This window comes from Pseudomonas sp. MWU16-30317 (assembly GCF_020515695.1).
In the GTDB taxonomy this organism is placed as follows: Bacteria; Pseudomonadota; Gammaproteobacteria; order Pseudomonadales; family Pseudomonadaceae; genus Aquipseudomonas.
The window spans coordinates 124,099-138,310 of the sequence record NZ_JAIWJA010000009.1 but is presented as its reverse complement, the minus strand read 5'-3'; the positions used below and the strand labels follow the sequence as shown (position 1 = coordinate 138,310).

Annotated in this window: 14 protein-coding genes; 5 read left to right on the top strand and 9 right to left on the bottom strand. The window is 62.9% G+C overall.

The window, feature by feature from the left end; genetic code table 11:
• Positions 1–11 precede the first annotated feature (11 nt).
• The 3 genes from LIX93_RS22965 to LIX93_RS22955 form a co-directional block, all read right to left on the bottom strand.
• A complete protein-coding gene (locus LIX93_RS22965) occupies positions 12–905 on the bottom strand; it encodes a DMT family transporter (protein ID WP_226506359.1) in 894 nt (297 codons plus the stop codon).
• 4 nt (positions 906–909) lie between these two features.
• The gene (locus tag LIX93_RS22960) at positions 910–1,725 is read right to left on the bottom strand and encodes a sugar phosphate isomerase/epimerase (protein WP_226506358.1); all 816 of its coding nucleotides are present in this window, start codon (positions 1,723–1,725) and stop codon (positions 910–912) included.
• A 104-nt stretch (positions 1,726–1,829) separates the two neighbouring features.
• Entirely contained in the window at positions 1,830–2,606 is a 777-nt protein-coding gene (locus tag LIX93_RS22955) for an IclR family transcriptional regulator (RefSeq protein WP_226506357.1), read from the bottom strand.
• Between the two features lie 194 nt (positions 2,607–2,800).
• Here LIX93_RS22955 and LIX93_RS22950 point away from each other — a divergent pair, with 194 nt between their 5' ends.
• Together LIX93_RS22950 and LIX93_RS22945 are read left to right on the top strand one after the other, a co-directional pair.
• Positions 2,801–4,519, top strand: coding sequence for an FAD-dependent oxidoreductase (locus LIX93_RS22950; RefSeq protein WP_226506356.1), 1,719 nt, complete (start codon positions 2,801–2,803; stop codon positions 4,517–4,519).
• Between the two features lie 69 nt (positions 4,520–4,588).
• Positions 4,589–5,380 (top strand): aldo/keto reductase, encoded by a 792-nt coding sequence (locus tag LIX93_RS22945; protein ID WP_226506478.1) that lies wholly within the window; start codon positions 4,589–4,591, stop codon positions 5,378–5,380.
• 46 nt (positions 5,381–5,426) lie between these two features.
• On the opposite strand, the gene pcaG is transcribed toward LIX93_RS22945, so the two are convergent.
• On the bottom strand, positions 5,427–6,032 hold the full coding sequence (gene pcaG, locus LIX93_RS22940; RefSeq protein ID WP_226506355.1) for a protocatechuate 3,4-dioxygenase subunit alpha: 606 nt from the start codon (positions 6,030–6,032) through the stop codon (positions 5,427–5,429).
• Between the two features lie 13 nt (positions 6,033–6,045).
• Positions 6,046–6,765 carry a protocatechuate 3,4-dioxygenase subunit beta gene (pcaH, locus tag LIX93_RS22935; protein WP_226506354.1) on the bottom strand — a complete coding sequence of 240 codons (720 nt, stop codon included), beginning with the start codon at positions 6,763–6,765 and terminating at the stop codon, positions 6,046–6,048.
• Positions 6,766–6,930: 165 nt separating this feature from the next.
• On the opposite strand from pcaH, the gene LIX93_RS22930 reads away from it, so the two are divergent.
• Positions 6,931–7,824 carry a neutral zinc metallopeptidase gene (locus tag LIX93_RS22930; protein WP_226506353.1) on the top strand — a complete coding sequence of 298 codons (894 nt, stop codon included), beginning with the start codon at positions 6,931–6,933 and terminating at the stop codon, positions 7,822–7,824.
• Positions 7,825–7,964: 140 nt separating this feature from the next.
• Here LIX93_RS22930 and LIX93_RS22925 read toward each other — a convergent pair whose 3' ends face one another.
• From LIX93_RS22925 to LIX93_RS22910, 4 genes are all read right to left on the bottom strand, one after another.
• On the bottom strand, positions 7,965–9,236 hold the full coding sequence (locus LIX93_RS22925; RefSeq protein WP_226506477.1) for a carbohydrate porin: 1,272 nt from the start codon (positions 9,234–9,236) through the stop codon (positions 7,965–7,967).
• Between the two features lie 221 nt (positions 9,237–9,457).
• Positions 9,458–10,051, bottom strand: a complete 594-nt coding sequence (locus LIX93_RS22920) for an HAD family hydrolase (protein WP_226506352.1) — start codon at positions 10,049–10,051, stop codon at positions 9,458–9,460.
• A complete protein-coding gene (tesB, locus tag LIX93_RS22915) occupies positions 10,048–10,917 on the bottom strand; it encodes an acyl-CoA thioesterase II (RefSeq protein ID WP_226506351.1) in 870 nt (289 codons plus the stop codon). The genes LIX93_RS22920 and tesB overlap by 4 nt, the downstream gene beginning before the upstream one ends.
• 68 nt (positions 10,918–10,985) lie before the next feature.
• Positions 10,986–11,549 (bottom strand): GNAT family N-acetyltransferase, encoded by a 564-nt coding sequence (locus tag LIX93_RS22910; RefSeq protein WP_226506350.1) that lies wholly within the window; start codon positions 11,547–11,549, stop codon positions 10,986–10,988.
• Positions 11,550–11,642: 93 nt separating this feature from the next.
• Here LIX93_RS22910 and LIX93_RS22905 point away from each other — a divergent pair, with 93 nt between their 5' ends.
• Positions 11,643–12,554 (top strand): histone deacetylase, encoded by a 912-nt coding sequence (locus LIX93_RS22905; RefSeq protein ID WP_226506349.1) that lies wholly within the window; start codon positions 11,643–11,645, stop codon positions 12,552–12,554.
• A gap of 163 nt (positions 12,555–12,717) precedes the next feature.
• A complete protein-coding gene (locus LIX93_RS22900; RefSeq protein WP_226506348.1) occupies positions 12,718–13,959 on the top strand; it encodes a TIGR03862 family flavoprotein in 1,242 nt (413 codons plus the stop codon).
• Positions 13,960–14,212: the final 253 nt, after the last annotated feature.

The window sequence follows — 14,212 nt, the reverse complement described above, 5'->3', positions numbered from 1 at the left end:
TGTCACACCGCTCACATCTTGCGCGATGCCCGCCGCTGCAACCATGCCGCGGCGATACCGCTGGCGCAGATCACCGCAATGCCGATCTGCGCGGTCAGGCTCGGCGTGTGGTCGAAAATCAGATACCCCAGGATTCCCGCGAAGACGATCTGCGCATAACCAAAGGGCGCCAATACCGCCGGCGGCGCGTGGCGGAAGGCTTGAGTCAGAAACAAATGGGCACCCATCCCGCAGCCGCCCAGCGCCAGCATCAACACCCCGTGCCAGAACGTCGGCCACTGCCAGTAGAACGGCACGATAGCGCTCATCAGCAGCGTATTGAAAATGCCCGCAAAGAAATTACTGGTGGTCGGGCTGTCGACCCGCGCCACCAGCCGGGTCAGCAGTTGATAGAAGCTGAAACACAGTGCCGAACAGAACGGCAGCAGGATCGCGGGGGTGAACAGTTCTCCGCCGGGATGCACGATCACCATCACCCCGCAAAAGCCCACCAGCACGGCGATCCATTGGCCGGTGCTGACGTTCTCCTTGAGCAGCGGTACCGACAGCGCTGTCACCAGCAAGGGCGCGAGGAAGTTGACCGCAGTCGCCTCTGCCAGCGGGATGTATTGCAGGGCCGTGACGAACAGCATGCTGGTGCCGAGCAGACACAGCGCGCGCACCACCTGGAGCACCGGACGTTTGGTGCGCAATACGCGCAAGCCGGACTGCGGCAGGAAGATGCCCATCATCAACAGCGTGTGGATCAGGTAACGCACCCAAATGACCAGCATCACCGGGTAAAAGCCCGACAGGTACTTGGACAACACATCGTGGCCAGCGAACAGCAGAGTCGCTGACAACATCACCAGAATGCCCTTGAAAGGCTGGCTGGTGGCGGTCAACGACGTGTTGGTTGTACTCATGGGGCTATAGACGCTCCAGTACGCGGCGAGTGTGGTAGATGGCCATTTGCGCACGTTGCAGCGCGCTGACACCTTGCTCCAGCAGGCGTTGCGTAGGGATCTCGAGGCTCAATGGCAGGCTTGGCGGCAGCGCGCGCAGCAAGCCGACAAGGTCGCAGTCGCCCTCCCCCGGAAAACGCCGCTCCTGCCGCGCCTGGCGCAGGATCTCGGCCATGTCATCGGGCCTGGGGCCAATCACATCACATAATTGCGCATAGCGCATGCGCGAGGGCGACAGTGAAGCGATCTGTTCAGGACGCGAGCCCGAGCGATCGAAATGAAAGGCGTCGATCAGCACGCAACCGTTTTCGCGGCCGGCGTTTTCGACGACACGTTGCGCGTCGGTGAAACGCTTGCAGTCGGTCCAGGGCATGAACTCCAGATGCGGATGGATGCCGTAGGGCGCGGCCAGGTCGCAGAGTTCGGCGAAGCGCTCGGTCATGCGTTGTTCGTCGGGGTCGTTGCCGGCCACGAGCAACTCGCCAGCGCCGAACTCCGCGCCGGCCGCCAGATGCACCGCGAAGTCGGCGACACGGGTGTCGGGCTTGAGCCGCAGGATTTCGATGTCCAGCACCTTGATACCGGTGTCGCGCAGGCGTGCCAGGGTCTGGCGGCGCAGCTCGGCGTCACGCAGCAGAGGGAAATGATGTTCTTCGAGGGTCGCCGGCTCGGTGCGCAGACCGACATGGCTGTAACCGGCCCGCGCTGCGACTTCGATCATGTCGGGAGGGGACAGCTCGAGCACGGTGAGCGCGGCGAGGGAGATGATGCGTTGGCTCATGGAAGTCTCGAACGGCGAATATTTTTTATTTAGAACCTAGTTCCAGTTTTTTTGCAACTGGGAAGTAGCGGTCGCTGCTGAGGGCCTTATTGCCCGTTCACACCTCAACCAAACATCTCCGACGCCGGGCTGGCATTCGACAGTTCTGCCGCCGCCCCCACCAGCACCGCGGACAACTCATGCATGCGCGCCTCCGCAAGGCGCGCAGTCGGCCCCGCCACGCTCAGCACTCCCACTACCTGGCCACTGAGCGGATGGCGTACCGCCGCCGCCAACGCTGACATGCCCACCGCCGAGCTTTCGACCACCCAGGCATAGCCGCGCTCACGGGCCAAGCGCAAGCGATCGAGCAGCTCGATATTGTTGCGCGGTGCCTGAGGGCCGAAGTCCGCCGGGTCGGCGATGCCCTGAGCCTCGACCAGCGCCAGCGCTTGGGCATCGCTCAGGTGCGCCAGCCACGCGTGCCCGGACGCCGTATAGAACAGCGGCGCATCGCGCCCCATGTCCGGGTCGTACCGCAGGCCGGAGCGCGCGCCCTGGGACTTGGCAATCCAGGTCAGGTGGTCGCCCTCCACCACCCCCAGACGTACCAGCTCGGAGGTTTCCTGGGCCAGGCGATCGAGAATGGGCTGGACGATGTCGGCGCCGCTGTTGGCCAGATAACGAAAACCCAGGGCCACGAGTTTGGTCGACAGCTGATAACGGCTGTTATCCGGATTCTGCCGCACGTACCCCAGGCGGATCAGCTCGGCAAGCATGCGATGAGCGGCGCTCTTGGGTATCTGCAACTGCTCGGCGAGGGCCTGCATCGGCAGCCCGCGGGCATCACCCGTCAGGCTTTCCAGGAGGCTCAAGGCGCGTTCTATTTGACTACCAGCCATGGTTCAACGGAGTCCGGTCAATGATGAATAACCCCTCGCTGCAGAGGTGAGAGGCAAGTGATGTGCGATCTTCGAACACTTGCGGCGGCCCGCCTCTTGGCGATCGGCCACTCGCAACCATAGAATATGGAACTCGGTTCCACAATACTACAACATCCGCCCCCAAGCCGAACCGAGCGCGAGGAGCAATGTTGATGTCTGCCCGCCCAGTGATACGCGCCACCGTCGATTGTGACGTGCTGGTGATCGGTTCCGGCGCCGCCGGCTTGGCCTGCGCCGTGACGGCCGCCTGGCATGGCCAAAAGGTGATTCTGGTCGAGAAAGACCCAGTGTTCGGCGGCGCCACCGCCTGGTCCGGTGGCTGGATGTGGGTGCCGCGCAATCCGCTGGCGCAACGCGCCGGCATCAACGAAGACCCGGCCGCGCCTCGCACCTATCTCGAACACGAGCTTGGCGAACATTTTGACGCCGCGCGGGTCGATGCCTTTCTGCAAGCGGCGCCGCACATGGTGTCGTTCTTCGAGCGCCACACCGCGCTGCAATTCGCCGATGGTAACGGTATCGCCGACATCCATGGCGATACGCCCGGCGCCGGCACCGGAGGCCGCTCGGTGATCGCCGCGCCCTACAACGCCTATCAGCTGGGCAGCCTGCTCAAACGGCTGCGCCGCACGATGCGCGAGACTTCGTTCCTGGGCATGCCGATCATGGCCGGCGCCGACCTCACCGCCTTCCTGACCCTGACCCGCTCGTGGCGCTCGGCGCTGCACGTGGGCAAGCGCTTGACTCGGCATCTACTGGGCCTGGCCATCAAGGGTCAGGCCACGCATCTGGTCAATGGTGTGGCGCTGGTGGCGCGGTTGGCCAAATCGGCTGAGGACTTGGGCGTGCTGCTGTGGGAATCGGCGCCGGTTACCGAGCTGATCCACGAACAAAACCGTGTCGCCGGGGCCCACATCGATACGCCAAAAGGCCCCGTGGCGATCCGCGCGCGCAAGGCCGTGGTCCTTGCAACCGGGGGCTTCGCCAACGATATCGAGCGGCGCAAGGCACTGTTCCCCCGCACGCCGACCGGTGCAGAACACTTGGCATTGCCGCCGTTGGGCGCCAATGGCGACGGCCTGCGCCTGGGCGAAAGCGTCGGCGCGCAAGTGGCCACCGACCTCGCCTCGCCCGTGGCCTGGTGCCCGGTCTCGGCGGTGCCCTACGCCGATGGCAGTGTCGGGCATTTCCCGCACATCATCGAGCGTGGCAAACCGGGGATCATCGGCGTGCTGGCCAACGGCAAGCGTTTCGTCAATGAAGCCGGCGGCTACTACGATTACGCCAAGGCCATGGTCGAGGCCGCGCCCGGTGAAGAAGTCGCCTCATGGCTGATCTGCAGCCAGCCGTTCCAGCGCCGTTATGGGCTGGGTATCTCGCGGCCCTTCCCCATTCCGGTGGCCCCTTATGTGCGCTCCGGCTACCTGAAGATCGGCAACACGATCACCGAGCTGGCCCACGCCTGCGGTATCGATGCCGAGGGCCTGAATGCCACGGTCAGTGAATTCAACCGCCACGCCCGGCTGGGCGAAGACCCTGAATTCGGCCGCGGCAGCACAGCCTATAACCGCAAGCAGGGTGACGCGTTGCACACACCCAATCCCTGCGTCGCGCCTATCGAGCAAGGGCCGTTCTATGCAGTCAAGGTCCGGCCGGGCAGCTTCGGCACCTTCGCCGGGCTCAAGACCAACGCGCACGCGCAGGTGCTGGATGCCGACGGCCAGGCCATTGCCGGCCTCTACGCCGCCGGCACTGATATGGCCAGCGTCATGGGCGGCCACTACCCGGCGGGCGGTATCAATCTCGGCCCGGCCCTCACCTTCGGCTACATCGCAGCACGCCATATCGCCGGCGTTTGTGCTTATGAATAGCCGCCGGTGCCCGTTACCCGTCACAAGGAGATCAACGTGGACAACATCACCAACAAGCTGAACCTGAAAATGCCCAAGCTGGGCCTCGGCACCTGGCCCATGCTCGGCGATGAATGCACCGATGCCGTGGTGCAAGCGCTGGAACTCGGCTATCGGCACATCGACACCGCCGCCGGTTACAACAACGAAGCCGCAGTGGGCAAAGCGCTGGAGCAGTCGAGGGTGGCGCGCGAGCAGATCCACGTGACCAGCAAGGTGTGGTGGGACAAGTTGCAGCCGGCCGACATGCGCGCTTCGTTCGAGGCCACCCTCCATGCCCTGCGCAGCGATTACGTCGATCTGTTCCTGATCCACTGGCCGGGCAAGGACTGGGACCTGGCCAAGACCATCGAGACGCTGGTGTCGTTCAAGGAAGACGGCAGGGCGCGCAATATCGGCGTGGCCAACTTCCCGCTGCCGCTGCTTAAAAAGGTAGTCGAGGAGCTGAATGCGCCGCTGGCCGCCATCCAGGTGGAGTACCACGTGACGCTGGGGCAGACCGCGCTGCTCGACTACGCCCGCCAGCACGATATGGCGCTGACCGCGTATAGCCCGTTGGTGCGCAACAAGGTGTCGCACATCGCCGAGCTACAGCAGATCGCCGCCAAGCATGGGGTGCTGCCGACGCAGGTGGCGTTGAAGTGGCTGCTGGATCAGGCGAATGTGGCGGCGATTCCGAAGGCCGCCAGCCAGGCCAACCAGCAGAACAATCTTGAGGCGTTGAAGGTGCAGCTGGATGATGAGGATCGGGCGCTGATTGCAGGGTTGCCGAAGAATCAGCGGCTGGTGAACCCGGATTTCGCGCCGCAGTGGGATGCCTGACAGCATTGACTGCCGCGAGGGGCTTGCCCCCTCGCGACATCATCGATCAAAAATCGAAAAACACAGTCTCGCCTTCGCCCTGAATACGAATATCGAAACGATAGGCCAGTTGGCCGTCGACTTCACAACGCTTGGCGATCAACGTTTCGCGGCGGGCCGGTTGCTCGATCAGGTTGAGGATCGGGCATTTGCCGTTGGCTTCGGCTTCATCCTCGAAGTACAGGCGCGTTTGCAGGTGGATGTTGATCCCCCGGGCGAACAGGCTGACGTTGATGTGCGGCGCCATCGGTACACCGGCGCTGGTGGTGACCACGCCCGGCTTGATGGTGTTCAGCGTCCACTCACCGGCATCGAAGGTGGTCGCCGTGCGGCCGAAGCTGTTGAAAGCGTTTTCCTGGTTGTATTCGGGCTGATAGCGGCCTTGATGGTCCGCCTGCCAGAACTCCAGGAACGAATCGCGCACCAGGTGGCCATTACCGTCGTAGACGTTGCCCAGCAACAGGATGTGTTCGCCGGGCGCCTCGGGCTTGGCCAGGCGGTTCCACAGTTCCTGCTCCCGCGGTGGCAGGCCGGCGACCGCCAGGGCCAGGCCGATATGCACGTAGGGGCCGGCGGTCTGCGAAGGGGTTTCATTCAGCAGTTGAATAGGCATGAGCGTGTCCCCCTCAACGGTTTTCAAAGTGCGTCTTGCGCTGACCGCGCAACACGATATCAAAGCGATAGGCCAGGCAATCCATCGGATTGGCGTGGGCCATGTCGAGCCTGGCGATCAGACTCTGTACCGCTTCAGGGTTGGCGATCGACTTGACGATCGGGCACATCGGGATCAGCGGATCACCTTCGAAATACAGCTGGGTGATCAGACGCGTGGAGATCGACGGGCCGCTCACCGACACGTGAATGTGCGCCGGGCGCCAATCGTTCGGGCCGTTGCGCCACGGGTACGGGCCCGGCTTGATGGTGCGGAAGTTGTAATAGCCTTCGCTGTCGGTGAGCATGCGGCCGACACCGCCGAAGTTAGGATCGAGCGGCGCCAGGTAGCGGTCGTTCTTGTGGCGATAACGCCCGCCGGCATTGGCCTGCCAGATCTCGACCAACGTGTGCGGCAACGGCTTGCCGTACTGATCGCACACGCGGCCGGCAAGGATGATGCGCTCGCCGATGGGCAGGCCGCCATTGTTGAAGTTGAGCAGCAGGTCGTGGTCGTGCTCACCGAACTTGAGGTGCGAGAAGTCGGGGCCGGTGGATTCGCTGGCAGTTTGCGGGATGCTGACCAAGGCCTGGCGCGGTGAACGCGGCACAGAAGTCTTGTAATCGGGGGTCAAGGCTTTGGGGTGCCAGTTACGGTCACGGATAACGAAACGACTAGTGTCTTGATCAGACATGTCGATCTCCTGTTATTTGATTTATTGAGAGCTTTTGCTGTCATACAAAGCCCACGGTCAGGCTTGGTACTAGTCTCAGGGAAAACATCCTGGGCCGATACTGAAAATAACCCTCGCATACATAACCGTATGGTTATGGATAACCCGAAATAAAAGGATCTAGCCATGCTCTGGAAAAAAGGCCGGCGCAGCGACAATGTGGTGGACGAGCGCGGCGACGATGGCGGCGGCAGCGGTGGTGGCGGCTTTCGCATGGGCGGCAAGGGCCTGAGCCTGGGCGCAGTGGTGTTGATCGTCGGTTTCGGCCTGTTGACCGGGCAGGACCCGATGCAGATCCTCGGCCAACTGACCGGGCAGATGACCCAGCAGCAGAGCGCCCCAGCCCCGCAAACACGAAGCGCACCGCCGGCCAACGATCAGCAGGCCGAATTCGTGCGCTCGATTCTTGGCGATACCGAGGACACGTGGCAGGCGATCTTCCAGCAAGCCGGCAAGCAGTACCGCGATCCCAAGCTGGTGCTCTTCAGCGGGCGCGTCAACTCAGCGTGCGGGCTGGCCAGCTCGGCTACTGGCCCGTTCTATTGCCCGGCCGATCAGCAGGTGTATCTGGACATGTCGTTCTTTGACGAAATGTCTCGGCGGTTCTCGGCCTCCGGGGATTTCGCTCAGGCTTACGTGATCGCCCATGAGGTCGGCCATCATGTGCAAACGTTGCTCGGGGTGTCCGCCCAGGTCGATGCGGCACGCCAACGCGGGCAACGGATGGAAGGCGATGGTGGCTTGCTGGTGCGCCAGGAGCTACAGGCTGACTGCCTGGCCGGGGTGTGGGCCAACCACGCTCAACAGCGTCTGAACTGGCTGGAGCCGGGGGATATAGAAGAAGCACTGAATGCCGCCAATGCGATTGGTGATGATCGGCTGCAGCAGCAGGGTCAAGGGCGCGTGGTGCCGGATTCGTTCACCCACGGTACCTCGGCGCAGCGGGTGCGCTGGTTCAAGGCGGGGTTTGCGCAGGGGCAGATCGGGCAGTGCGATACGTTCAAGGCGAAGAGTTTGTAGCTTAGTTATGCGGCGTTGCTCCCGGCCTCTTCGCGGGCAAGCCTTGCTCCCACAATACGGTTCCAGCGCCGTACACCTGTGGGAGCAAGGCTTGCCCGCGAAAAGGACCGCCCTGCGACCGCAGATATCAATGACCCAACCTAGAACGTCGCTTTGACCTGCAACCCCACCAGCAGCGCGTTGCCTTGATGGGTGCCGTAAAACGCCCCGGGTTCGATCACGTATTGCACATCCGGGCGCACCAGCAGCCAAGGGGTGATCTGCGCGCCGTAGCTGGCTTCCAGCAGTTGCTCGCCGCTATCGAGGTTGTCGATATTGTTGGCGCGGGCCAGGTCGGCGGCCTGCTGCTCCTGCACGTCGCGGGTCCGCGGGTTCAGCACCGCGCGGCCGTAAGCGAAGCCCAGGGTGTCGTGCTCGCGGTTGGCGAAGGTCTTGTGCAGCACCACGCCGGCCGAGTACCAGTGACTGAACGGCGACGTCGCCTTGTCGGTCTGCGTGGCCTGAGCGAACACGTGCAGATTGCGCGTCGAATCACCGCTGTCACGCCACACGGTCTGGTCGGCCAATACATAGGCGCCGCTACGGCCACTGTTTTCATGGCTGCTGCCGATACGCGTGGTATTGGACGTGTCGTAGTACCAGCCGAACTTGTACTGGCCTTCAAGCGCGCCGCGGTAGGTATACACCGCCTCGATCGGCAGGATATTACCGGTGGCGCCGTAGGACTTCATGGTCCATGCATAGCGCGATTGGCTGTTGCTGGCCGCATCGACCTGGAAGATCGCAGCCTGCACCATCCACTCCGGCGTCAGCTGATACTTGAGCTCGGCGCCCCAATGCGCGTTCGGGTAGTTGCCCCAGCCGCTACCACCGGACATCGACAACGGGTGCGCGCAGAAACCGGCGCTGACAAAGCTGGTGAGGATGCCCATGCCGCCGAAATCGTTGCCCATCGCCATATAACCGACTTTGGCTTCCAGGTCCGGAGTGAACAAGGAGCGGGCGTAGCTCAGTTCGGTCATACGGGTGTAGTTGTAGCCGGCAGTTTCCTGTACAGCCAGACGGTTGCCCACCAAATCGTCAGAAGCGCTGTTGCCGCGGCGATCATTGATGGTCACCTGTACGACACCGGCGTTCGGCGTATCCAGCAACTTGCTCAGGTCAAAGCGTGCGCCCATGCGGACCTGCTGGGCGTAGCGGGTACTGCGCTTGATACCGCCATGCAGATTGTTGAAGGTTTCCGAGACGTAGTCGGCGCTGAGCTTGACGCCTTCATCTTCAAGCTTTTGACGCTCGCCACCCCAATCACCGGTCATGTAGGGCCGGGTGTAAAAGTCGTCATCGGCAGCGGATGCACCTGGGCTGATCAACAGCGCGCTCAGGGACAGGCCGGCGACCAGACTGGAGGGCATCAGGGAACGAGGGGCAAAAGTAGGCATAGGTCTCTTTAGACAAATCATGTGACAAGCCGTCGCAGGGAGGGCTCTGGTGCGCGGCATGATAGAGACACCGAGGGGCGGGATTAAGCGGGCGAAGTGAAAATGATTATTGCCGAAACATGACGGAATGTTCCGACTGGTTAATTTATTTACATGGCATCAGCGCCGACTGCAGCGAGGGGGCATGCCCCTCGCTACCGAGAGATCAACCGCGCCAGCGCGTGGCAATCTTCAGCATGCCAGTCGGTCAATTCCGGCCAGGGGTTTTGCGGGACATTGACCAGCACCGTGCGCGCGCCGGCAGCGCGACCGCAGTCCAGGTCGAAGCGATAATCACCCACCATCACCATCTCGCTCGGTGCCACGCCCCAGTGGCTCGCCAGCTGCAACAGGCCATCTGGATCGGGCTTGGGCAGCGCCTCGTCACGGCCGATGATATCGGCCACCGGGAAGCATTCGTCCAGGCCGATCGCCGCCAGGGTGATGTGTGCCAACTCGCGGGCATTGCGGGTCAAAATGCCTAACCGGCAACCCTGCGCGGCCAGCTCGCGCACCAGTGCCACCGCACCCTGCGCCGGTTGCGAGGCTACGGCCAGTTCGCGCTCGTGCTCCAGCAACCAGGCGTGCTTGGCGCGGCCCTCTTCGGCCGGCAACGCCGCCAGGTGGGTGAGAATGTCGTCCTCGGCAGGGATCGCCAGGGCCTGGCGAATGGCCGCGAAGTCGTGCACGGCGATGGTCAGGGTGCCGTCCATGTCGAACACCCAGTGGCGCACATCGGCCAGACTCATGACCAATCCTCGCGATGACGAATCAAGCCTTCCTGCGCGGATGAGGCCACCAACTGGCCCGCCTGGTTATAGATGCTGCCACGGGCGAAACCGCGGCCATTGCCGGCCCACGGGCTGTCCATGGCATACAGCAGCCATTCGTCCGCGCGCAGCGGACCGTGGAACCACAGCGCATGATCGAGGCTGGCGAGCTGCATGTCGCGGTGCCACACCGATTTGCCGTGGGGCAGCAACGAGGTGGTCAGCAGGTTGAAATCCGAGGCGTAGGCGAGGATGTATTTGTGCAGCGCCGCGGTGTCCGGCAACGCGCCATCAGCGCGGAACCACACGTATTTGAGTGGGTCGCCGGGCTTGGGGTTATAGGGATCGCGCTCAGTGACCGGGCGCACCTCGATGGGCTTGGCGCACAGCAGTTTTTCGCGCATGTGCTCGGGGATCAAGTGCGCGACCTGATGCATCATGTCCAGCTCGGTGGGCAGGTTGTCCGGCCCCACCACCTCGGGCATCTGCGCCTGATGGTTGAAGCCCTCCTCGGCGCTCTGGAACGACGCCGAGCAGAAGAAGATCGGCTTGCCCTTCTGCACGGCGGTCACCCGCCGAGTACTGAAACTGCCGCCATCACGGACCTTGTCGGTCATGTAGACCACCGGCAGCGAAGCATCGCCGGGGCGCAGAAAGTAGCCATGCAGCGAGTGCACCTGGCGCTCGGGATCTACCGTTTGAGTGGCCGCCGACAGCGATTGACCCAGCACCTGGCCACCGAACAACTGGCGAAACCCCAGGTCCTGACTGCGACCACGGAAGATGCTTTCTTCAACAGGCTCCAGCGACAGCATGTCGACCAGATCTTCCAGCACATGGCTCATGTCTCACTCCAACAGCGAATTCAAGAGGGAAATCATACAGGGTGAACGATGGCAGTGGCCAACCACACTCAGAGTGTCGCCTGCCACTGCTCGCGGGTGATACGGTACAAGCGTTGCCGCTGCAACGGGTGCCCCTCGGCCAGCGCGGGGTGGTCGAAATCGTCGTCGGCATCGCGGCGCATGCCGATTGCCTGCATGACTTTCTCCGATGGCACGTTGAGTTCGGCGGTAAACGCGACGACCTCCTCCAGCTCCAGCTTGCCGAAACCGCAACGCAGCGCGGTCCAGGCTGCTTCGCTGGCGAACCCCAGGCCCCAATGGTCGTAGGCCAGGCGCCAGCCAATCTCCACTGCCGGGGTGAAATGCGCGTCGAAGCTCACGGTGCTTAGCCCGGTAAAGCCGATGAAGGCGCCGGTATCCTTGCGCTCCAGCGCCCACAGGCCAAAGCCGAATTCGGCGAAATGTCCACGGATACGCCCGATCACGCCCGCGCTTTCGAGGCGGCTGAGCGTGCCGGGAAAGTACTTCATCACCCGTTCATCCGCGCACATGTCGGCAAAGGTATCAAGGTCGGCATCGCGCCACTGACGCATCAGCAGGCGCGCGCTTTCGAGCTCTGTAATCGCCATCATCCCCTCCCTGTGGTGCCTGGTTGATCCGAACGGGGCTGGTCGCGAGCGCCGTGCTGCTGGCAAGATGGGTCATCCTCGCCAATCGACGCGCCCATGCACCTGCCCCTTATTTACCACGAAGATTACAGCCCGGACTTCCCGCCCGATCACCGTTTTCCCATGGACAAGTTTCGCTTGCTGCACGATCACCTGATCGCCAGCGGCGTGACCCGCGATGAGGACTTGCTGCGTCCGCCGTTGTGCCCGGCCGAGATCCTCGCCCTCGCCCATGCGCCTGAGTATATAGAGCGATACATGAGTGGCGAGTTGTCCCGCGAAGACCAGCGGCGCCTCGGGTTGCCTTGGAGCGAAGCGCTGGCACGACGAACGGTACGCGCCGTGGGCGGCTCGCTGCTGACCGCCGAGCAAGCGCTGGCCCATGGCATGGCCTGTCACCTGGCCGGCGGCACCCACCACGCGCATTACGATTACCCGGCGGGTTTCTGTATTTTCAATGACTTGGCAGTCATCAGCCGCTACCTGCTGGCGGCAGGCAAAGTCTCCAGGGTGCTGATTTTCGATTGCGACGTGCACCAGGGCGATGGCACCGCGCGGATTCTCGCCGACACCCCCGAGGCCATCACCGTGTCGCTGCACTGCGAAAAAAATTTCCCCGCGCGCAAGGCGCAAAGCGACTGGGATATCCCCTTGGCCATGGGCATGGGCGACACCGAGTACCTGCAGGTGGTCGATGACGCGCTCAACTACCTGCTGCCGCTGTATCAGCCGGACCTGGTGCTGTACGATGCCGGTGTGGATGTGCACAAGGACGATGCCCTGGGCTACTTGAAACTGACCGATGAAGGGGTGGCCGCGCGCGACGAGCGGGTCCTGCGCCACTGCCTGGGCCGCGATATTCCGGTCATGGCAGTAATCGGCGGCGGCTACAGCAAGGACCGCGAAGCGCTGGCGCGGCGCCACGGCATCCTCCACCACAGCGCCAAAAGGGTTTGGGAAAACAATTAGTTACTCACATTGGCTGTGGAACGGCCTGTGGATAACCTGAGCGCAAGGCCACTACGCCCAAGCAGGGCAAGGCCCAGAGAGTGCTGTACGTTTTTTGTACAGCCACTTCCCCCGGATGGCTGAGGTAGAATGCCCGGCTATTTCCAGCCGATACCTGCGCGCCATGACTTCTGCCCCGTCCTCCTCTCGCGTCGCCATCATCGGCGGCGGCCCCGCCGGCCTGATGGCGGCCGAAGTCCTCAGCCAGGCCGGGGTACCCGTCGACCTGTACGACGGCATGCCATCGGTGGGGCGCAAGTTCCTGCTGGCCGGCGTGGGCGGCATGAATATTACCCATTCCGAAAGCTACCCGGCGTTCGTCGGCCGCTATGGCGGGCAGTCGGATTGGGTCGCTTCGTGGCTGCGGGCTTTCGATGCCGATGCAGTGCGGGGCTGGATTCATGGGCTGGGGATCGAGACCTTCGTCGGCACTTCCGGCCGGGTGTTCCCCACGGACATGAAAGCCGCGCCCCTGCTGCGCGCCTGGCTCAAGCGCCTGCGCGATGCGGGAGTAGTTATCCACACCCGACATCGCTGGCAGGGATGGTCGGCCGATGGGGCGCTGCAGATCAGTTATCCACAGGGCGAGCTGGCGCTGCGGCCACGCGCTGTGGTGCTGGCGCTGGGTGGTGGCAGTTGGGCGCGGCTCGGCTCCGACGGCGCGTGGCTGCCATGGTTGCAGACCCAGGGCGTACAGGTCGCCCCTTTGCAGGCCGCCAACTGCGGCTTCGATGTGGTCGCCTGGACCCCGCTGCTTGTGGACAAGTTCGCCGGAGCGCCGCTGAAGAACGTCGCTATAGGCTTGGCTGGCGATTCAATGCGTTTAGGCGAGTGCGTGATCACCGCGACCGGTATCGAAGGCAGCCTGATTTATGCGCTGTCGTCGGCTATCCGCGAGGCGATCAACCTTGACGGTGCGGCGACTGTGCACATCGATCTGCTGCCCAGTATGGCTGTGGATAAAATCGCCAGCCTGCTGGGCAGGCCGCGGGGCGCGAACTCGATGGCCAAGCATCTGCATAGGCAGGTGCATATCGATGGGGTCAAAGCGGCCTTGCTGCGAGAGTTGACCAGCAAGGACAATTTTGCCGATCCGCAGGCATTGGCACAGGCGATCAAGGCACTGCCGCTGACACTGGTGAAAGCGCGGCCCATGGATGAGGCGATCAGCACCGCCGGTGGTGTGATGGCTGCGGGGCTGGATGAGGGGTTGATGCTAAAGGCCATGCCGGGGGTGTTCTGTGCGGGAGAGATGCTGGATTGGGAGGCGCCGACTGGGGGGTATTTGCTGACGGCGTGTTTCGCCAGTGGGCGATGGGCGGCCCAGGGTGTTCTGAGCTGGCTTCGCGCCAACACAACCCTCTAGCGAGGGGGCTTGCCCCGATTACGGTGTGCCAGACAGAACAGATGCGAGTGACACGACGTATTGGGGGCGAGCCCCTCGCTACAGAGAACGTCGACAATTTCAATGTCGAATGGATCGACAACATGCTGTTTCCAACCCCCCTACATCAAAATCAGAAACTTCCTACAAGTCCGTGATTTTTTTGATACAAGACATGTAATCCAGAACCCCCTACTGGACACTTCAATCACAGATGTTAAGTTCAGCACCGCTG